Origin of the sequence: Catalinimonas locisalis, assembly GCF_038039535.1 — a bacterium.
Classification (GTDB): domain Bacteria; phylum Bacteroidota; class Bacteroidia; order Cytophagales; family Cyclobacteriaceae; genus Catalinimonas.
Map to the genome: position 1 here is coordinate 15,340 of NZ_JBBPHP010000044.1, position 18,640 is coordinate 33,979.

Consider the following 18,640-nt stretch of genomic DNA (forward strand, 5'->3'; position numbering starts at 1 on the left):
ACGAGCATGTAAATATACCCAATATATCCGCCGCGCAAAAGTTATCTGTTAATAATCAAAGGTTGGCAATGTAAAAAAAGTTCGTTCAAACATGCCAGTACAATTCAATATTTGTCTCAGAAAGGCGATAAAACGCAGCTGAGAAATGAAATAAAAGTTTATTTTTTTTGTAGCCAAGCCTCAGGGTTGAGTTTCTGGCTATTTCTCCAAATCTGAAATTGCAACATTGAGACTCCATTTCCATCAGTATATACCATGCCTACTGAGTCAGATGCTTTAAGTTCCTGGCCTGTCTTCACATTTACTTCTTTCAGGCGAGAGTAGACAGTAAAATACTCACCATGCTGCATAATTACTGCTTTAAGATCACCTGGTTCAGGGATGGGCGTAATCGCCTTGACTACCCCGTCAAACACTGCTCTTACCTCTGCATTCTGAATGGTTTGTATATCCACCCCATCGTTAGGAACCATGATATTCTTCATGATAGGGTGCGGATTACGTCCAAACTTCTGGGAAATAAAACCTGAGTTTACTGGCCAGTTGAGCTGATTTTTACTCTGTGCAAAGGAAGTGGACACTGCTTCATTGGATGAAGTTAATGCAACTCTATCTGATGTCTTATCATTGTTACTCTTTTCTATTTCTTTACGTATCAGGTTGGCAATGAGCTTATCCAGTTCTTCCACATCTTTTTGGCGCTGGGCAAGCTCCTTTCTCAATTCAGCTTCCTGTTGGTTAAGGTCTCTGACTACTGAGCGTTGCTTAGTCTTTAGAGCCAGTAAATCTTTGTTGGCCATTACCTGCTGATCCAGAAGTACCTGCTGCTCCATCTCTTTGCCTTCCAATGTATTCCTCTGATTGGTCAGTGTTTGTTTTACCTTTTGAATTTGCTCCACCTGATTTTTCCGGGCTTCAGAGTACTGCTGCATGTATTTGATCCGCATAAACATCTGATTGAAGGTAGAAGCTGAAAAAATGAACATAAGCCGATCATAACTATTACTGGTTTTACTGGTAGCATATACCATATAGGCATATTCTTTTTTCAGTCGTACCAGGTCATCTTCCAGTGCTTCTATTACTCCGGTAATCTCGCGGATCTGCCCTTTCAGAAGCTCCAACTCTTCGTTGATAGATTTTATTAAAGCTTCCCGGGCTTCAATTTGACGATTTATGGCATTGAGCTGCCCAAGGCTGGTTTTCTTACGAGAAGAGGTTTCAGTCAGAATCTGCTGCGCCTCTTTGATCTTCTGTAAAGTCTCTTTTTTTTCCTGCTCCAGCTGAGAGCGTTTGGGAGTGGTTTGCGCCCAGCCCTCTAACTGCCCGAATGATACGGACAACAGTATAGCAAGTATGCAGACTGATAAGAGATTACTTTTGTACATACTTTTCTGGTACAGAGAAGGGGAAACGTAGCGCTTCATCAGTAATGTTGGCTTTTTTATGCTGAATTTCAATCTCTGTTTTACGTTTTTTCCCATCACGCTGATAATCTAGAGAAACCAGATTTTCGTAAGGAAAAACCTGTTCGCTTAACATCTGAAAATCATTGTAACGCAACGTAAGGGTATTGTTTCGGGTACGTGTTTTGCCAAAAACCTCCTCCTTACTCCTATCCTGCATCGCTACGCGCTCCAACTTCAGGCTTCTGGCATCTACAAAATTATTGATGGTAATCGGACCTTTTTCCTGCTTTACCACATAGTAGTTACTCTCCTTCTTCACCATATCCTCATCATCCGGTTCTACCGGCATATCTCCCAACAGCACGGATTGTAGAAGGTCAAAATTGATATTAAAATTAAACTCCTTACTGAGTTCCTCAAAATTGTAGGCCGAATACTCTTTGTTCATTCGGTTGATGAAGATCAGAGAATCCTTAGTAATAATACCGCGCGCAGCTTCAATACCAAAGCCCGGAGTAATGGATACCCAAATGATACTATCCTTTTTTAATCGGATATTGGCAGTAGCACTCAGGTTTTTATCGTCATTACTAAACTTGATTTTGCTATTCGTAGTCAGGTACTCAAACACGAGATCATTGACTGCAAACTCTTCGGCAATTTCAGCATCTTTGAAGCTCAGTGTTTTTTTACTACAAGCTGCGAAGATTAGACTTAGGCAAAAAAATAAAATGAGGGTGTTTTTATTCATACAGCTTTCTGTCCGCAATTTTTTTATCAATCAAATCTGATGTATCATCCATGCCTTTGGCTTTCATCCACTGCTTCACTGCCTGATCCACTTCTCCCAGTTTAAACAATACATCACCATAGTGCTCTACAATTACGCCGCTTTCATCGTTTTTTTCTATGGCTTTCTCTAAAAGTTTACGGGCCTGCTTATACTCTCCCATCTTGTAAAGCACCCAGGCCCGAGTATCAAGGTAATTGGGATTCTCAGGATTAAGTTCCAGTAGACGAGTAGAAAGCTTATTGGCATAATCCAGCTTTTCCTGACGTAACGCCAAAAAGTAGCTATAATTGTTTAGCACATAGTCATTGGTAGGGTCCAATTTTAGTACAGTTTCATAAGCCTGCTCAGACTTCTTATAGTCTTTCATCTCGTTGTACACATCTCCCAGGTACATATTGCTGTATTTGGCCAGTTCATCATTATTAGCCAATCGCTTACTCTGTTCTAATGCATACGCAGCTTCATCATAATTTTTAGCTACAGAATTGGCAGCTCCGTTGTAGAAATAAAGGACTGCCTGATTAGGGAAAAGCTCCAATGCAGATTCGGAGTGCTTGATTACACTATCCGTATCCTGAAGGTCCTGAAACTCAATGGTTAGCAGGTTTTGCCATACATTAAAGTTGGTATCTTCATAATCTAAAGATTTCAGATAACTGTCCCTTGCGCCTTCACTATCCTTGATTGCATTCAAAAAATCTCCTTTGATCACATAAGCATCCGCTTCTTCGGGATGAGTTTCAATGAGCAGGTCGGTGAGCGCATGGAGCATTTGCTCAGTATCTTCGTTAGGCAACTCTCTGATGTACTTAGCGATTAAGTCCAGCTTTAGCTTTAAGCTCAGGTCAGGATTCGCAAAAGCTACTTCCATGCTTTCATTAGCTTTCTCTCCACTTCCTGTCTGCTGATAGATTTTGGAAAGCATCAGGCGCGCTTCAGGATTGTTAGGAGACACTTCCAAAAGTTGCTCCAGATAGGGAATGGCATCTTTTTCTCTGTCGTTAGAAACAAATATCTCTGCTAAAGCCATTACATAGGTCACTTCACCAGGATAAGCCTCCACCAGCTTTTCTCCTTCTTCAATAGCTTTGTCCAACTTATTAAGTTTCAGGTAAATCTGTTGCTTTGCCCGGGTTACTTCAGGATTTATGCCAAATACTTTTTCAGCACGATTGTATACTTCCAGCCCCTGCTCATAGTCCCCCTGATAGAGATAAATCGCTGCCAGATCAAAGAGATACTCGTCGGTATTGTCCAGGTTAGTGATCAAACGCTCATACACCTGTGCCGCTTCGGCAAAATTTGATTTACGGGTAAGAATGTCTGCCGTAAGGGTATAGAAATAGGGGTTTTCAGGATCCAGTTCCATCGCTTTGTTGGCATTTGACAGCGCATTATCCAGATCATCTCTTCCTGCCAGTATTGTGGCGATCTTGAAGTATGCTGTAGCATTATCAGCATCACTTTCCAGCGATTTTTTGAAGAGCATCAGTGCACGATCCATATTTTCGGAGTCAAAGTCGGGCTCGCTGAGTATGTAATACTTTACACCTTCAGTAAAATAAAAAGTAGCCTCCCTGACTTTCCTTTCTTCACGACTGGACTTCTTTTTCTTCTGGGCAACAGCCTCTTCTGAGGTAAAGAAAAGAGCCACAGTTATTAACAAAAACAAGAGACGTGAAAGATGACCTACAAATGACATATTCAATGTAATTAAGCGTTTTTAAGATCGCTCAGCATGGCGATGAAATAAAAACCAGACTATAACAAATCTGGCTTTCATATTAAGATTATAAACGAATTTAATATACTTTCTATTTCAAGTTTTTCAAAAACCTTAAGAATATTCTGCTGCTAGTGCATATTTTCAACTACAGAGTTATAATCTCCTATACTCAGATCAGATGAACTAAGCTTGAGTGTAACGTGATTACCCAGCATAGAATTCTCCAGATTGGCATTATCTACCATTGTATTGGTTTGTAAAATGGAATTACGAATCCTTGAATTTTTAATTCTGGTACCATCACCGATAGATACGTAAGGACCTATTACTGAATTAGTGATCTTCACATTTTTACCAATATAAACAGGAGGAATGATCGCCGAGTTCTCCATTCCCGCAGTATCTGGGTGCGCAAGAGAGTCTTTAATGTATTCAAGGTACCGCTGATTGGTATAAACTGTTGCATCTTTATTACCACAATCCAGCCATTCATCTACCTGTCCAGGTACAAATTTCACTCCTTTGCCCTTCATATTATCCAGTGCATTGGTAATCTGATACTCACCGGAGTTCATGATATTGTTATCAATCAGATACTGCAATTCACGTTTCAGGAAGTCTCCATCTTTAAAGTAATAAATCCCAATGATAGCCAGATCAGACACATAGGTAGCCGGCTTTTCCACAAAGCCGGTAATTACCTGATCTTCATCCAGTTTTACTACGCCAAAAGCAGCGGGGTCTTTCACCTTATGCACCCAGATGATGCCATCCTGCTCCTTATCCAGTGTAAATTCCGCTTTAAAAAGTGTGTCTGCATAAGCAACGATTACGTTGCCTTCCAGCATATCTTTAGCACAGTAGAGAGCATGTGCCGTACCCAGGGGCTCATCCTGATAATATATTTTGCCTGCTGCACCTATGGTGCTGGCAACTTCTTTTAAGCTATTCTCTACCTCTTCCCCAAAGCTGCGGTTGATAACAAAGCCTACTTCTTCTACTGGTTCATTCACTACTTTAGCAATATCTTCTACCAGTCGGTGAACAATCGGCTTTCCGGCAATAGGTATCAAGGGCTTGGGTATGGTAAGTGTATGGGGACGCATGCGTTTTCCCATACCGGCCATGGGTACGATAATTTTCACACTTATTAAGTTTTGTGGTTCTTTACTGCATTATTTAACATTAATTCCAGTACTGCCATAGCCTCCTGCGCCTCTGTCAGTATCGCTAAGTTTGTTGGTTTCTTCCCACTCTACCTGCGCATGAGGAGCCACCACTATCTGGGCAATTCTATCTCCATGACTGATTGTAAAGGTATCATTAGAAAGATTAACCAGCAGCACCTTAATTTCTCCCCTATAATCAGCATCAATTGTGCCAGGACTATTTAATACTGTGATACCATGCTTATAAGCCATACCGCTACGAGGCCTGATTTGCGCCTCGTAACCGATGGGCAATTCAATGTACAGTCCCGTACCTACCAATGCTCTTTCTAAGGGTTTCAATGTTACCTCTTCTTCTATGTCGGCATGAAGATCCATGCCCGCTGCATGTACTGTCTGATAGGTGGGAAGAGGCTGGTCAGATTGGTTAATAATTCTTACTTTCATCAATTTGTTGTAACGATTAGATAAATTATTGTGAGGTTTAAAAGTTCATTTTACAAACTGCCAGAATAAGTTAAGAAATACTTTGGTAAGAAAACCTTTTTCGTTCTACCAAGTAGGCCACAACTACAAACAGCATTACGGCAGTTATATTCAAAGTATTTTCAAGTAATGGGTTAGCAAGTTCAATCTGAAAAGATCCGTATACCATAAGCAGGGCTACAAAAGCATAAATGAAGCTGGGCTTAAAGTTATAAGGAATAGGATAATACTTTTGACCGTACAGATAACAGATTATACACATAATCAGATAGCAGGCGATACTAGCCAGTGCACACCCCAGAAAGCCTATATAAGGAATAAGAATGATATTTCCTGCTAATGTGATAATAGCACCCAACACACTAAAGTAAGTACCATATTTTGTTTTGTCAGTAAGTTTGAACCAGATCGTTAGATTATTATAAACACCAAAGAGTAGCTTGGCAAATAAAAGAAAAGGCACAACATAAAGCGCGTCCAGATAACCAGGACTTTGGAGAAAGATTGAACCAATCAGTTCCAGATTTACACTTACTCCTAGCAATATTAGTATACTAAGCAGTGTAAAGTAGTGCATCACTTTGGCAAAAAGCTCAGGAGCTTCTTTGTTTTCTGCCTGAGAAAAGAAGAAAGGCTCTCCGGCATAGCGAAATGCCTGTACTGCCAAAGTCATCAATACACTAATCTTAAAACAGGCCCCGTAAGCACCCAAGGCCTCTTCCGGGGTCATATCAGGATAAAAGTTTAAAGGGAGTAACTCTTCAAGAAGTATTTTGTCAATATTTTCATTGACCATTCCACCTAAACCCATAATAAGTATAGGATAGCCATAGACCAGCATCTGTCTGAATACTGGCCAGTCTATAAGTAAACGAACCTCTGCCAGTGAGCGCCATAAGAATACTGGAATAATCGCGTTTCCTATCAGGTTGGCTAAAAACACATAACCTACGCCCATATCAGGATAATACATGGCTTCCAGTACAGGTGAATAAGTGTGTATCTTGGGTAAAAGCAGTAAAAAGAAAAGGTTGAGCAAGACTGTCAGTACAATGCTGGATACTTTGGTGATCGCAAACATCAGCGGCCGGTTCTCCTGCCTGAGCTTCGCATAAGGTACGGCAACTACTGCATCGGTAAATATAATCAGGGCCAACCAGATAATGATCTGGCTGCTTTCCGGATAACCAATTAAATCTGCAACACCTCCGGAAAAACTGATGATCAATCCGGAAAATATAAAGCTGGTAGCTAGAATAGCAGTTACTGCAGAGCTATAAACCTTCTGCATACTTTCTTCATCCCCTTTATGGCGGGTAACAAAGCGGAAAAAGGCAGTCTCCATACCATAGGTATAGATAATATTGAGGAAAGCCACATAGGCATAAAGCTTAGTGATCGCCCCATATTGTGCAGTATTTTCAAAGACTGCAGTATGCAGTGGTACAAGAGCATAGCTTAGTAGTCTCCCTAATATGGTGCTTCCACCATATAGGGCAGTCTGACCAGCCAGTTTTTTAAGTGGATTCATACAGTAGAAATGCGCATCAGTAGTAAAAATTAATTTTCACTACTGCCCCACAAACAACATACCCCGCTAGATTACTCTCCGGTAAAGTGTGCTTCACGCTTGGTAAGAAAAGCCTGCGTACCTTCTTCAAAATCACTTGATTTGCAACAGGCTGCAAAACTATTGGCTTCTGTCTGATAACCATTTTCATCTCCGGCAAAAGCTGCATTAACGCAGTCTATCACCATTCCGATGGCCAATGGTGCTTTTGACAATATTTTCTTCATCAAACGAAGAGAAAATTCCATCAGCTCCTTTTTATCACTGACGAGAAAATTAGCCAAACCATACTCCTTTGCCTTTTCGGCAGAAATAGTATCAGCGGTCATCATCATTTCCAAAGCTCTGCCTTTTCCAACGAGTTGGGTCAATCTCTGGGTACCCCCAAAACCCGGTATTAAACCCAGGTTTACTTCCGGTTGCCCAAATACAGCATTGCTGGACACAACTCTAAGATGGCAAGCCATAGCCAGTTCGCATCCTCCCCCTAAAGCAAAACCATGAACTGCTGCTATTACCGGCTTATCACATTTCTCTATCAGGGCAAAAACTTCCTGACCTATCTCAGAAAACTTTCTTCCGTTAAGCTCATTTAATTCTGCGATTTCAGCAATATCAGCTCCGGCGGCAAATGCCTTTTCCCCCTCTCCGGTAATGATTACTCCTTTGATGTCTTTTTCATCATACACCTCCTGAAAAGCCTCACCTAATTCCTCCAGGGTAGCCTTGTTCAGCGCGTTCATCTTATCTGCCCGACTGATGGTGATGGTTAAAATACCCTCATTAAGGGTAGTAGTGAGAAACTTAAAGTTCGTCATCTCAATGCCTTATGTTTTGCCCAAATATAACAGGTGGTATAGTAAACTCAAAAACCCCCATCCTAATTATCAGGATATATCTTATTTAATACCTTTTTAAACTCACTGGAAGTTATGGTGTTAAAGTATTACGATTTACACATATTTATTGCATTTAGTCTGCCCTATACTGTTTTTTAAGACATATAGTTTTACTTTAGGCCGGTAAATAGAGCAGCTTCACTTATTTCATCACGCTAACCAAAATTACTTTTTTATGCCTGATAAGAAAAAAATCACTGTAGCCTATGGCGATGGCATCGGCCCTGAAATCATGAAAGCTACACTTAATATACTGGATGCCGCCGGAGCACAGATAGACCCGCAAGTTATTGAGATAGGAGAAAAAGTTTTTAAGCAAGGTAACCCTGCCGGTATTGAGCCATCCTCCTGGGACTCTCTACGGGAAACGCAGGTTTTCCTGAAAGCTCCGATCACCACTCCTCAGGGAGGTGGATTTAAATCACTGAATGTGACGACCCGTACTACGCTTGGCTTATATGCCAATGTGCGCCCTTGTCGTTCTTACAGCCCTTACGTAGCTACCCGTCACAATGCGCTGGACATGGTGATCATAAGGGAAAATGAAGAAGATCTGTATGCTGGTATCGAGCACCAGCAGACTGAAGAGGTAGTACAAAGCCTTAAGCTAATCAGCCGCCCAGGTTGCGAAAAGATCATTCGCTACGCTTTTGAGTATGCCAAAGCTTACAACCGTAAGAAGGTTACCTGCTTTACCAAAGATAACATAATGAAGCTCGCAGACGGACTTTTCCACCGAGTTTTTAATGAAATTGGTGAGGAGTATCCAGAGATTGAGAAAGAGCATATGATCATTGATATTGGTTCTGCTATCCTGGCTGATAAGCCGGAAACCCTGGATGTTGTCGTTACATTAAATCTCTATGGAGACATTATCTCTGATATTGCCGCCCAGATCGCTGGCTCGGTAGGCTTAGGGGGCTCAGCCAATGTGGGAGAAATCTGTGCTATGTTTGAAGCCATTCACGGCTCTGCTCCTCCAATTGCTGGCAAAGATATCGCTAACCCCTCCGGTTTGATCAATGCCGCCATCATGATGCTGGTACACATTGGCCAACCAGATATTGCTACTAATATCAACAATGCCTGGCTTAAAACGATGGAAGACGGCATACATACCGCGGATATCTATCGTCCTGGCTCCAGCACAGAGATCGTAGGTACGCAAGGTTTTGCCAAAGCCGTAATTAATAATTTAGGTAAACTTCCCAAACAGCTTAAGCCCGCTGAGTTTATGCCGGTAAAGGGAAGCAAACTGCATCAGACGACTCCTTCTGATCCCAATTTGAAGAAAGAATTGATTGGAGTGGATGTGTTTCTTGACTGGAAAGAAGGAAAAAGAGATCCACAGGTTTTGGGAAAAAAACTTGAAGAAGTGAGTGGAGATAAGCTGAAACTGGATATGATTACCAACCGTGGGGTAAAAGTATACCCGGAAGGTAAGCCGGAGACCTTCGCGACCGACCACTGGCGCTGCCGCTTCGTATCCTCCGAATCAGAAGATAGCCTGGTGAGCCATGCACAGATTCTGGATCTGCTACGCAGAGTGCACGATGAGGCCAAGTTTGATTTTATCAAAACAGAAAATCTTTACACTTTCAATGGCAAACGTGCTTTTTCCTCTGCAAGAGGGGATTAATCTTGTATATAAATGAGAAAGCAGGCTTGAAACCTGCTTTTCTTTGTTTTTTTTTCTTTACTCTCTCAGTTTCTCTTCAGTTTTTGCTTCAGCCCCTCCCTGAACTTACCTCTCATTCCTTAAGCATCATAAAAAACCTAAAAACAGCAATGGTCAACCATTAAGCTGTCCTGATAAACTATTTTTTGCGACCACCAAGGTAGTAAGCAGTGATGAAATGCGGTGAAACGTGTGTAGTCAGTAGCTAAGCGGTACCGAAAAATGGTTTTTCATGACTGTTTACCAGCGAAACAGTGACAAAGTGTCATGAAATGTGGGTGGTCAGTAGGGAAACAGTGACAAAAAACGGTTTTTTGTCACTGTTTCCCTGCTAAATGGTGTAGATGATGTATGTTTTGTGACTGAGGAGTAGGTGACCAGTAAGGTCGCCGTAAGTTTTAAGGCTTGTAAGCAGTTAACACTTAACTAAAAATGACAATTTGTTAGCAAAAACAGCCTACAAAGGGGCTTTTATTACTTTTTTTCATAAAGTTTACTCCGTAATAATACTGCCCCTTATGCTATTGTCTCCGGTTAGTCTTCTTTCTTCTCGCTTTCCGCGTCTTGCTGCGTATTGGTTTCAGAAGTTTCTTTTTCGGAAGGCTTTTCTTCTTTCTCTTCAAACACTTCAGGAGCGTATTTCAATAAAACGCCGTACCAGTTGACCAGCTTCTTCATATCAGAAGGATAAACTCTTTCCTCATCATATTCAGGGATGATGTGCTTGGTAAATGCCTTGAGTTCTTCACTGTCAGAAGTATCTACTCCGGGATCATCGCCAAACTCTTCGTGTATCTTTTTAAACACTTCTTCCAAGGGCACTGAACCCTCAGCATCGGTCGTATAAATAGAGACTTCCTTTAATACAGATACACGATGATTGGCACCGACTACCAACTTCTTTTTCTGCTCATCTAGTGATTCTACAATCACACCACTACGCGTAGGCTTAACGATATGAAATAATCCTCCCTTTCCTGAAATGGACGCAATCTCGTTCAAATCCATGAATCTTTTCTTTTTGGGTTATTCAACTTAGAAAATTAAATATTTAGTATGTCAACACTAATACGCAACAAAGTAAAGGTGAATTGTTGAGAATTCTGTTTTTAAATAAGCAATTTTTTTAGCAACTGTTATTTTTATACCACATTCATAGTATCATGAATGTAGTCCAGAATTTCTTCCTTCCCGGTACTATCAATAGAAGAGGTAGCAAACATAGGAGGGAGTTCTACCCATGTCTTCTTCATGGTTTTACGGTAGGCAGCAATAGCTTTCTGAGTCTTATTAATAGACTGCTTGTCTACCTTGGTAAACACCATCACAAAAGGAATCTGATTCCCTCCTGCCCACTCCATAAAACTTAGGTCTATTTCCTGCGGAGGTATACGGGAATCAATCAGGATAAAGAGACAAACCAGTTGGGATCGCTTAAGCAAGTAGTCCTCAATCATATCGCCCCAGTCTGCTCTTTTACTTTTACTCACCTTTGCCCAGCCGTAGCCGGGTAAATCTACCAGATGCCATTGCTGATTGATCAAAAAATGGTTGATGAGCTGCGTTTTACCGGGTTTAGCAGAAATTTTGGCCAGCTTTTTCCGTCCGGTCAGCATATTGATCAGCGATGACTTGCCCACATTAGAGCGTCCGATAAAAGCATACTCTGGTAGTTTGCTATCTGGGCATTGATTAAGCTTTGATGCACTTTTTATGAACTCCGCTTCCTTTACCTGCATAATTATTTTTCTTCTTCCTCTCTAAAATCATTGACCAGCCGAAACATAGGTCGTTTGTACACCGGGCCTCCGCTACTGTCTATATTAGACATCACATTTTTATATTTCTCCAAAAAAATATTAAAGTCTTCGCTGAAACGATCGTAACGAATGCGATACAATAACACACTATTATTGGCACTCATTACCTGATCTACCAGTACATTGATCATCGGATTATACTCAGCCTCTGGTATCTTTTCCACATAATCAAGCACCGCATTACTCACTGCTGTATTGGCACTGTCGTACTTATCAATCCGCTCTGAATTACGTACGGTTACAGAATCATAACGCATTTCTTCCAGCATACTCACCATTTGCCTGAGTGAATCAAGGGTATCTGTTCCGTTGCTTTTTAGTTTTTGGATTTCATCCAGCAGAAGCTGCAGGTTGCTGATTTTCTTGCTATCATCTTCCATCATCACAGTCCAGGCATGGCTGAGGCTATCATCCAGGCCATAATATACCGTACGCAAAGAATCAAACTGCTCATCGGTCAGTTGCTCTTCTGTCTGCTGATTGATGCGCGAGCTACAGGCGGCAGCAAAAAGAAATAATAGCAAAATCCAGATTGCATTCTTCATCAAAAAACTATGTGATTTTATACAGAAAGATTAGTTTTACAGCACTGCTTGGCCTTCGTCAGAGGCAGATTTATGGTATAAATATAATACAATCTCTTGCATAATATTGTTTGAAGAGTCATTAATCCTTGAAATCAGCGTATTTAACTAATCTTATGTCCAGGAAAAGACATTTTTTGAGCAATGCTTATGAATATTTCAACACCCTCACGCTGGTATTCTATCTGATGGTCGGTATTCCGCTGATCTTTTTTGTACTTGTCTATTTGCAGTATGAAGAGCAGGGAGGGCTGAAGGCTACAGAAAGCATGCAAATACTGCCTCACATTATTATTCCTCTGGCAACGATCGCCAGTATATATTTTGCTTATAAGCTCTACAATCAGAAATTATATCAGCAACAGCCTGCTCGTTTTCAGGAAAAGCTCAAAACTTTTCACGAGGTATCTTTATATAAATACGGACTGCTCAGTCTGGCCAATTTTCTGCCAGTGATCGGGATGTACTTCACCGGTGAACAGCTTTTTGCAGGGCTATATGCTATTGCTTTGGTGGTCTTTTCTCTCAACCGCCCTACCCATCAAAGAATAAGCAAAGACATGAAGCTCAGCGACGAAGAAAAACAGTGGTTAAGAAGCGACAAAAACTTTGATGAACTCTAATCGCAACCAACAGATTACACAGGTCATGAGCCGTCATGTGCCTGAGGCAGCTCAGGCCTACAGTATTGACCTGTGGCTACAGCATCCTTTTAGCCTGCACATTACCCCTAAGCGCGTCAGCAAGTTGGGCGATTATCGTTACCACAAAAAAAAGAATACCCACATCATTTCGTTGAACGCTACGCTTAACCCTTACGCTTTTCTGATTACCTATCTGCATGAGATCGCACATCTTATTGCTTTTCAGCAGCATGGCTTTAGGATTGCACCTCATGGTAAGGAATGGAAGAAATGTTTTCAACAACTGATGGAGCCTATGCTACATGAAAAGGTATTTCCTCAGGATGTCCTCAGGCCGCTCAGGAAATATATGCTCAACCCTAAGGCTGCCAGCGGCTCGGATCATAAGCTATCTTTGGCCTTACAAAACTACGACGACCATCAGGATGGAAGTATGCCCCTCTCCAAAATTCAGCCAGAGCAGACTTTCCAGTTCAGAAATATGATTTTTATAAAAGAATCGGTACGCCGTACCAGAGCACTCTGCCGCGATCTGGCTAGCGGTAAGCGCTACCTGGTATCAGAAATTGCGAGAGTACAATTAGTTATGGAAGAGACAAGCGACGAGTAATCAGCGAACTAACCACTTCATAAAACTGTAGGGGCTTGAGTGTTCGCCAGTTCTCTATTTGTAGGCTTCCTCCGTAATTGATATAAGAATCAATATTGAAGACTGTCATTTCAGAAAGCACAAAATCACGAAAGCCAACGCCTGCAATCCAGCCATCTTCCACATCCTCAAACCACTCTTCATAGTAGCAGTCGTCTGAGCCATGAAAGTTAAGAATATTCTCCCCTACCAGGATAAACTTATTGATGTCTCTTTTGGTAAGGTGGTCAATGATGTTCCTTTTCAGATGCATGATATCATTATAGAGAGCATCATTCCATTCACCGATCAGTTCAATGACACAAAACCCTCTTTGATAGTCAGCAAAAAGAATTTTGATGTATAGCGTTTCCGAGCCCATATAATCCCAGGCCGGATCTATGTAGTAGCCATAAATCGTATTGGAATAAAGCTCGTAATTGTATTCTTTCCCGAAAAAAGGCGATTGCTCATCTTCTGCCGGATTGTAGTATTTATGCCAATTGTAAAAAGGTTCAATATCGTGCATACGCCTTATGTTATAGCAATTTATAACCTCAATTTCGGGAAAGAAGGCGTCTGGAAGTGCGCTTAAAAGTCGTGCTTCTCAGCAGCCAGCGCCTGACGTACAGAGCCGTGCTTCCTGAGTAATGCCTCAGCTTTTTCCCTGTCCACATTTAACTCTTCCATGAGCATTCTCGTTCCCCTATCCACCAGTTTATTATTGCTCAATTGCATGTCTACCATACGGTTGCCTTTTACCCTGCCCAGACCAATCATGGTAGCGGTGGAAATCATATTTAGCACTAGCTTTTGGGCTGTACCAGCTTTCATACGGGTACTTCCGGTCACAAACTCAGGACCTACCACTACTTCTATGGGAATCTCAGCGGCCTCCGCCAGGGCAGAATCCAGATTACAGGTGATGCAACCGGTAAGAATTCCTCTGGACCTCGCATCTTTGACCCCTCCAATCACATAAGGAGTACGCCCGGAAGCGGCAATACCGATCAAAGTATCTTTTTCATTGATATCATAAACCTGTAGATCTTTCCAGGCCTGGTTTGGGTCATCTTCGGCAAACTCTACTGCCTTACGGATGGCATCATCTCCTCCGGCCATGATACCAATTACCCAATCGTGGGGCACACCATAGGTAGGAGGACATTCGGATGCGTCTACCACGCCGAGGCGGCCGCTGGTACCTGCCCCAATATAGAAAATACGTCCGCCCTTTTTCATTCTGGCTACAATTCCCTCTACCAGCTTTTCTATCTGAGGGATTACTTTTTCTACTGCATAGGCTACCTTCTTATCTTCATTATTGATGCCCTGTAGCAGTTCGCGGGTGGGCATTTTTTCCAGGTCATTATAGAGAGATGAGGATTCCGTTGTGCTCATGATTGTAAAGCTTCTTGGTGATATAAAGTTAGTCCGGCAATAGGGGTTTCCAGTATGTTGAATACCCGCAACCCTTTGTCATTGGCTACCTGCCGCAGCAGATTACCAAAATAAAACGCGATAGAGCCGGTAAAGTGTATTTTGTATTGCTCGTAATTGTCGTAATGGGAAATCGTTTTATCAAAGAAATTACCCAAGATATCGTATACCATATGAGTCAGATAAGGGTCTTTCAGGTTCTGGAATACAAATTTAGCGAAAGAAGCCATGTATCGGTTGGGATAAGACTTTCCGTACACGCTGTCCAGCACTGCTTCCTTACTCATATCAAAACGTTTCTCAAGTCTTTCCTTTATCTCAGCAGGCAGCTCACGCCTGAAGTAACGGTTCAGCAGTTCTTTACCAATGTTGGAGCCGCTACCTTCATCCCCGATAATGTATCCCATAGGAGGAATATTGTCAATAATTTTTTCACCATCGTAGAGACAGGTGTTAGAACCTGTACCCAGAATGCAGGCAATACCCGCTTCTTTCCCGCAGAGTGCTCTGGCAGCACCTAACTGATCGTTATTTACCGCAATTTCAGCATCATGAAATACCTCAGCAAGGGCATTTTTCACCTTGTTGCAGGCCGAGTTGGTAGCGCAACCAGCACCGTAAAAATGAATCTCCCGGATGGTAGCCCGAAGCTGCGGATATAGCTCTTCCCGTAAGACGGCTATCATCTTATCCTGGGTTTCCAGATAAGGATTGAGCCCTACCGTCTTGGCCTGGCTTACCTTTCCGGCTTCATCAATTACCCGCCAGTCGGTTTTGGTAGAGCCACTATCTGCGATTAATATCATCTCTGCTTGATTAAAGTTCAAAGACTCTTTATGCTTGATAAGCAAAATTATAACTTTCGCCTTAAATTAGCGCTACTATGGAGATCAATCTGCGGGACAGCCTTAATTTTATTTCTAAACTTACTTTAAAGCGTAGTTTTAATACTCTGAAAGTATTGGGCAGTTATTATATTTCCCGACTTAGTGGCACTGCCCGGCAATCCGGCTTGCCCATCAGCCTTTCCATAGAACCTACCACTGCCTGTAACCTGCGCTGCCCGGAGTGCCCTAGCGGATTGCGCTCCTTCACCCGCCCTACCGGTATGTTGCAGGAGAAAGTCTTTAAGAAAACGATTGACGAATTAAAAGACACACTTTGTTACCTGCTTTTCTACTTTCAGGGAGAGCCTTACCTGCATCCTCAGTTTCTGGAATGGGTACGCTATGCATCCAGGCAAGGAATTTATACCGCTACCTCTACCAATGCTCATTACCTCAACGATCAAAACGCCCGTAAAACAATTGAGTCCGGGCTGGACCGCCTGATCATCTCCATTGACGGTACTACGCAGGAAACTTATGAAGCTTATCGCAAAGGGGGAAAGCTGGAAAAAGTGATTGAAGGCACCCAAAACATTATCCGCTGGAAGAAAAAACTCAGGTCTTCTACCCCTCATGTGATCTTCCAGTTTCTGGTAGTACGTCCCAATGAACATCAGGTAGAAGAGGTAAAACAGTTAGCCAGATCCTTGGGCGTAGATACGGTTGGCTTTAAAACGGCACAGATTTACGATTACCAGCATGGCTCCCCTCTAATTCCTCAGCAGGAAAAATACTCTCGCTACCGGAAACTGGCTGATCGCACCTATGCTATCAAGAACAAGATTCTGAATCATTGCTGGAAGATGTGGCACTCTTGTGTGATGACCTGGGATGGAAAAATAGTACCCTGCTGCTTTGACAAAGACGCGCACTATCAGTTGGGCGATATGCAGACTGATAATTTTCAATCCATCTGGCAGAGCCAGGCATACACACGATTTAGGCAGAATCTATTACACTCCCGCAGCGAGATAGAAATGTGTAAAAACTGCACAGAAGGCACAAAAGTGTGGGCTTAAGGGGAGATAAACTTACAAAAAACGCACTATAGCAAACTTTTTGTCGTTTATTCTTTTATTAAAGTGAAATAAATTCTTACTTTCTGAAACCAATTACAAAGTAAAAGACTATGAAACTACTAAAAACAGGCTTAGTAGCAGTATGTGTTATGGCTTTGGCAGCTAGTTGTTCTACCTATAAGACTTGCCCTGCTTATGCCAAGGAAGATGTCATTAGGAAACAACAGATGATTCAGGTGTTAAATGCACCCGACAAAGAAAAACAAGCGTCTACTAAACGCCTGTAATTTCCTGTTCCACACCAGCCTGATCTAAATCTTTCCAGAATCCCGGATAAGATTTGACCACAACATCCGGGTCTTCTATTATCACATCCATCAGGGCCGCCAGAGGAGCGAAAGCCATTGCCATCCTATGGTCCTCGTAGGTGTGTATCTGTACGCCTTCTGTTTCCTTAAGATTCACTCCAGGTTTAAGTTCCCAGGTTTCTTTATCTTCCAGCAGGCTTGCTCCCAGTTTACTAAGTTCTTCCCGCAGTGCCGCTACCCTATCCGTTTCTTTGATGTATAAGCTCTCCAAACCTGTCATCGTGCAGGGAATACCTTTAGCGGCACAGGTGACAGCTACAGTTTGTGCCAGATCAGGACAGTCGCTGAAGTCATACGCCAGTTCTTCTACCGCTTCTTTTTTCTGAAGCAATACGCCTTCCTCATCAAAGGTGGAGATTACGCCCAGCTTATCCATGATCTCTACAATAGTGATATCTCCCTGCAAAGAGTCTTCTCTCAGCCCCAGTAATTTTATCTCCGCATCATCTGCCAATGCCACCAGGCTGTACCAGTAGCTGGCGCCCGACCAGTCAGATTCTATGGTATAGCTACCTTTACCATAGGCCTGGGGTTCAATGGTGATGATATTGTCTTCCCATAGGTACTCAATGCCAAAGCGCTTCATCAATCCTAAAGTCATGGCGATATATGGGCGACTACCAATCTTTCCTTCCAGAGTCAGTTTCAGGCCCTGAGGTAAGGTGGGAGCAATCATCAGCAGGGCAGAAATATACTGGCTACTCACATCTCCTCTGATGCTTACGGCTGACTGCTTCTGTCCATCAGGCAGACCATTAAGGCGTACCGGAGGGTAGCCTTCATTTTGCAGATAATCTATACTAGCGCCCAGTTTGTTGAGAGCATCTACCAGCAGCTTGACCGGACGCTGATGCATACGGGGCGTGCCCTTTAGCACTCTGCCAGGTTTGGCAACCGTACAATAGGCCAGCAGAAAGCGCATGGTAGTACCGGCATCCAGCACATCAAGTTCTTCCTCATCGGATTTTAGCAGGCGCATCATGGTCTGGGTGTCGCGTGCTTCAGCGAGATTTTGCAGCTCAATATTTTCTTTGGAAAGCGCCTGTATGATCAATGAACGATTACTTTCACTCTTGGATGATGCCAGTCGGATTCTGGCATGGAGGGGCTTGCTTACCCTTTGCAGTCTAATAGTTTTATCTCCCACAATAATAATTAAGTTTAATGGCTCTAATTTAGCATCTGTCTGCCCTCTTTAAAACAAATGCGTTTTTTTTTCGTAACTTAGAGCAACTTCACCTAATTTTTTACACAATAATACACCACAAACATGGATAATTCTGGTAAAGTAATTTCTGCACTTTTAATCGGAGCAGCTGCCGGTGCTATCGCTGGCCTATTGTTAGCCCCTGAGAGCGGAGATAAGACCCGACGTAAACTCAACAAATCAGCCAAAAATATGCTGGATGACCTGGAAGACGCCTGGGAAGACAGTGCTGAACGAATCAAAGACCTGGCAGACAGTGCTGTTGAAGAGATTGAAAAATATAATAAGAAGATTAACAGCTAGTTTTAGCCAA

At 42.4% G+C, this 18,640-nt stretch carries 20 protein-coding genes; 6 read left to right on the plus strand and 14 right to left on the minus strand.

Translation table 11 applies throughout. The features are described from left to right. Positions 1–158: 158 nt before the first annotated feature. The 7 genes from WJR50_RS28895 to WJR50_RS28925 all read right to left on the minus strand — a co-directional run bounded on the left by WJR50_RS28895 (position 159) and on the right by WJR50_RS28925 (position 7,971). On the minus strand, positions 159–1,427 hold the full coding sequence (locus WJR50_RS28895; RefSeq protein WP_341296806.1) for a murein hydrolase activator EnvC family protein: 1,269 nt from the start codon (positions 1,425–1,427) through the stop codon (positions 159–161). Then, on the minus strand, positions 1,375–2,160 hold the full coding sequence (gene lolB1, locus WJR50_RS28900) for a lipoprotein insertase outer membrane protein LolB1 (protein WP_341296807.1): 786 nt from the start codon (positions 2,158–2,160) through the stop codon (positions 1,375–1,377). The genes WJR50_RS28895 and lolB1 overlap by 53 nt, the downstream gene beginning before the upstream one ends. Next, entirely contained in the window at positions 2,153–3,904 is a 1,752-nt protein-coding gene (locus tag WJR50_RS28905) for a tetratricopeptide repeat protein (protein ID WP_341296808.1), read from the minus strand. Before WJR50_RS28905 ends, lolB1 begins: the two co-directional genes overlap by 8 nt. Before the next feature lie 152 nt (positions 3,905–4,056). Then, entirely contained in the window at positions 4,057–5,073 is a 1,017-nt protein-coding gene (locus WJR50_RS28910) for a sugar phosphate nucleotidyltransferase (protein ID WP_341296809.1), read from the minus strand. 30 nt (positions 5,074–5,103) lie between these two features. Beyond that, complete coding sequence (gene dut, locus WJR50_RS28915) at positions 5,104–5,544, minus strand: dUTP diphosphatase (RefSeq protein WP_341296810.1); 441 nt, start codon at positions 5,542–5,544, stop codon at positions 5,104–5,106. Between the two features lie 70 nt (positions 5,545–5,614). Next, positions 5,615–7,114 (minus strand): lipopolysaccharide biosynthesis protein, encoded by a 1,500-nt coding sequence (locus tag WJR50_RS28920; RefSeq protein WP_341296811.1) that lies wholly within the window; start codon positions 7,112–7,114, stop codon positions 5,615–5,617. Positions 7,115–7,185: 71 nt separating this feature from the next. After that, a complete protein-coding gene (locus WJR50_RS28925) occupies positions 7,186–7,971 on the minus strand; it encodes an enoyl-CoA hydratase/isomerase family protein (protein ID WP_341296812.1) in 786 nt (261 codons plus the stop codon). 256 nt (positions 7,972–8,227) lie between these two features. Here WJR50_RS28925 and WJR50_RS28930 point away from each other — a divergent pair, with 256 nt between their 5' ends. Continuing rightward, entirely contained in the window at positions 8,228–9,691 is a 1,464-nt protein-coding gene (locus WJR50_RS28930) for an NADP-dependent isocitrate dehydrogenase (protein ID WP_341296813.1), read from the plus strand. 573 nt (positions 9,692–10,264) lie between these two features. On the opposite strand, the gene WJR50_RS28935 is transcribed toward WJR50_RS28930, so the two are convergent. From WJR50_RS28935 to WJR50_RS28945, 3 genes are all read right to left on the minus strand, one after another. Next, positions 10,265–10,738, minus strand: coding sequence for a DUF5606 family protein (locus WJR50_RS28935; protein ID WP_341296814.1), 474 nt, complete (start codon positions 10,736–10,738; stop codon positions 10,265–10,267). A 134-nt stretch (positions 10,739–10,872) separates the two neighbouring features. Beyond that, positions 10,873–11,469 carry a ribosome biogenesis GTP-binding protein YihA/YsxC gene (yihA, locus tag WJR50_RS28940; protein ID WP_341296815.1) on the minus strand — a complete coding sequence of 199 codons (597 nt, stop codon included), beginning with the start codon at positions 11,467–11,469 and terminating at the stop codon, positions 10,873–10,875. A gap of 2 nt (positions 11,470–11,471) precedes the next feature. Beyond that, complete coding sequence (locus WJR50_RS28945) at positions 11,472–12,095, minus strand: hypothetical protein (RefSeq protein WP_341296816.1); 624 nt, start codon at positions 12,093–12,095, stop codon at positions 11,472–11,474. Positions 12,096–12,250: 155 nt separating this feature from the next. On the opposite strand from WJR50_RS28945, the gene WJR50_RS28950 reads away from it, so the two are divergent. Next, positions 12,251–12,757, plus strand: coding sequence for a hypothetical protein (locus WJR50_RS28950; RefSeq protein ID WP_341296817.1), 507 nt, complete (start codon positions 12,251–12,253; stop codon positions 12,755–12,757). Next, positions 12,747–13,388 carry a SprT-like domain-containing protein gene (locus WJR50_RS28955; RefSeq protein ID WP_341296846.1) on the plus strand — a complete coding sequence of 214 codons (642 nt, stop codon included), beginning with the start codon at positions 12,747–12,749 and terminating at the stop codon, positions 13,386–13,388. The genes WJR50_RS28950 and WJR50_RS28955 overlap by 11 nt, the downstream gene beginning before the upstream one ends. Here WJR50_RS28955 and WJR50_RS28960 read toward each other — a convergent pair. From WJR50_RS28960 to WJR50_RS28970, 3 genes are all read right to left on the minus strand, one after another. Continuing rightward, positions 13,363–13,935 (minus strand): hypothetical protein, encoded by a 573-nt coding sequence (locus tag WJR50_RS28960; protein ID WP_341296818.1) that lies wholly within the window; start codon positions 13,933–13,935, stop codon positions 13,363–13,365. The two genes, WJR50_RS28955 and WJR50_RS28960, sit on opposite strands and share 26 nt — an antisense overlap. Before the next feature lie 62 nt (positions 13,936–13,997). Continuing rightward, complete coding sequence (murQ, locus tag WJR50_RS28965; protein ID WP_341296819.1) at positions 13,998–14,807, minus strand: N-acetylmuramic acid 6-phosphate etherase; 810 nt, start codon at positions 14,805–14,807, stop codon at positions 13,998–14,000. Beyond that, positions 14,804–15,652, minus strand: coding sequence for a BadF/BadG/BcrA/BcrD ATPase family protein (locus tag WJR50_RS28970; RefSeq protein ID WP_341296820.1), 849 nt, complete (start codon positions 15,650–15,652; stop codon positions 14,804–14,806). The genes murQ and WJR50_RS28970 overlap by 4 nt, the downstream gene beginning before the upstream one ends. A gap of 77 nt (positions 15,653–15,729) precedes the next feature. Here WJR50_RS28970 and WJR50_RS28975 point away from each other — a divergent pair, with 77 nt between their 5' ends. Next, positions 15,730–16,752, plus strand: a complete 1,023-nt coding sequence (locus WJR50_RS28975) for an SPASM domain-containing protein (protein ID WP_341296821.1) — start codon at positions 15,730–15,732, stop codon at positions 16,750–16,752. A 110-nt stretch (positions 16,753–16,862) separates the two neighbouring features. After that, complete coding sequence (locus tag WJR50_RS28980) at positions 16,863–17,039, plus strand: hypothetical protein (RefSeq protein ID WP_341296822.1); 177 nt, start codon at positions 16,863–16,865, stop codon at positions 17,037–17,039. On the opposite strand, the gene WJR50_RS28985 is transcribed toward WJR50_RS28980, so the two are convergent. Further along, complete coding sequence (locus tag WJR50_RS28985; protein ID WP_341296823.1) at positions 17,026–18,267, minus strand: 3-phosphoshikimate 1-carboxyvinyltransferase; 1,242 nt, start codon at positions 18,265–18,267, stop codon at positions 17,026–17,028. The two genes, WJR50_RS28980 and WJR50_RS28985, sit on opposite strands and share 14 nt — an antisense overlap. Positions 18,268–18,390: 123 nt before the next feature. Between WJR50_RS28985 and WJR50_RS28990 the strand changes: the two genes are divergently transcribed. Further along, positions 18,391–18,630, plus strand: a complete 240-nt coding sequence (locus WJR50_RS28990) for a YtxH domain-containing protein (RefSeq protein WP_341296824.1) — start codon at positions 18,391–18,393, stop codon at positions 18,628–18,630. Positions 18,631–18,640: the final 10 nt, after the last annotated feature.

What these genes read in the sequence shown, in the direction of transcription:
- WJR50_RS28950 (WP_341296817.1), top strand. Translation starts at nt 12,251, where the DNA reads ATGTCCAGGAAAAGACATTTTTTGAGCAATGCTTATGAATATTTCAAC.
- WJR50_RS28960 (WP_341296818.1), bottom strand. Translation starts at nt 13,935, where the DNA reads ATGCACGATATTGAACCTTTTTACAATTGGCATAAATACTACAATCCG.
- lolB1 (WP_341296807.1), bottom strand. Translation starts at nt 2,160, where the DNA reads ATGAATAAAAACACCCTCATTTTATTTTTTTGCCTAAGTCTAATCTTC.
- WJR50_RS28970 (WP_341296820.1), bottom strand. Translation starts at nt 15,652, where the DNA reads ATGATATTAATCGCAGATAGTGGCTCTACCAAAACCGACTGGCGGGTA.
- WJR50_RS28990 (WP_341296824.1), top strand. Translation starts at nt 18,391, where the DNA reads ATGGATAATTCTGGTAAAGTAATTTCTGCACTTTTAATCGGAGCAGCT.
- WJR50_RS28895 (WP_341296806.1), bottom strand. Translation starts at nt 1,427, where the DNA reads ATGAAGCGCTACGTTTCCCCTTCTCTGTACCAGAAAAGTATGTACAAA.
- yihA (WP_341296815.1), bottom strand. Translation starts at nt 11,469, where the DNA reads ATGCAGGTAAAGGAAGCGGAGTTCATAAAAAGTGCATCAAAGCTTAAT.
- WJR50_RS28925 (WP_341296812.1), bottom strand. Translation starts at nt 7,971, where the DNA reads ATGACGAACTTTAAGTTTCTCACTACTACCCTTAATGAGGGTATTTTA.
- WJR50_RS28945 (WP_341296816.1), bottom strand. Translation starts at nt 12,095, where the DNA reads ATGAAGAATGCAATCTGGATTTTGCTATTATTTCTTTTTGCTGCCGCC.
- WJR50_RS28980 (WP_341296822.1), top strand. Translation starts at nt 16,863, where the DNA reads ATGAAACTACTAAAAACAGGCTTAGTAGCAGTATGTGTTATGGCTTTG.
- dut (WP_341296810.1), bottom strand. Translation starts at nt 5,544, where the DNA reads ATGAAAGTAAGAATTATTAACCAATCTGACCAGCCTCTTCCCACCTAT.
- WJR50_RS28930 (WP_341296813.1), top strand. Translation starts at nt 8,228, where the DNA reads ATGCCTGATAAGAAAAAAATCACTGTAGCCTATGGCGATGGCATCGGC.
- WJR50_RS28920 (WP_341296811.1), bottom strand. Translation starts at nt 7,114, where the DNA reads ATGAATCCACTTAAAAAACTGGCTGGTCAGACTGCCCTATATGGTGGA.
- murQ (WP_341296819.1), bottom strand. Translation starts at nt 14,807, where the DNA reads ATGAGCACAACGGAATCCTCATCTCTCTATAATGACCTGGAAAAAATG.
- WJR50_RS28935 (WP_341296814.1), bottom strand. Translation starts at nt 10,738, where the DNA reads ATGGATTTGAACGAGATTGCGTCCATTTCAGGAAAGGGAGGATTATTT.
- WJR50_RS28905 (WP_341296808.1), bottom strand. Translation starts at nt 3,904, where the DNA reads ATGTCATTTGTAGGTCATCTTTCACGTCTCTTGTTTTTGTTAATAACT.
- WJR50_RS28955 (WP_341296846.1), top strand. Translation starts at nt 12,747, where the DNA reads ATGAACTCTAATCGCAACCAACAGATTACACAGGTCATGAGCCGTCAT.
- WJR50_RS28975 (WP_341296821.1), top strand. Translation starts at nt 15,730, where the DNA reads ATGGAGATCAATCTGCGGGACAGCCTTAATTTTATTTCTAAACTTACT.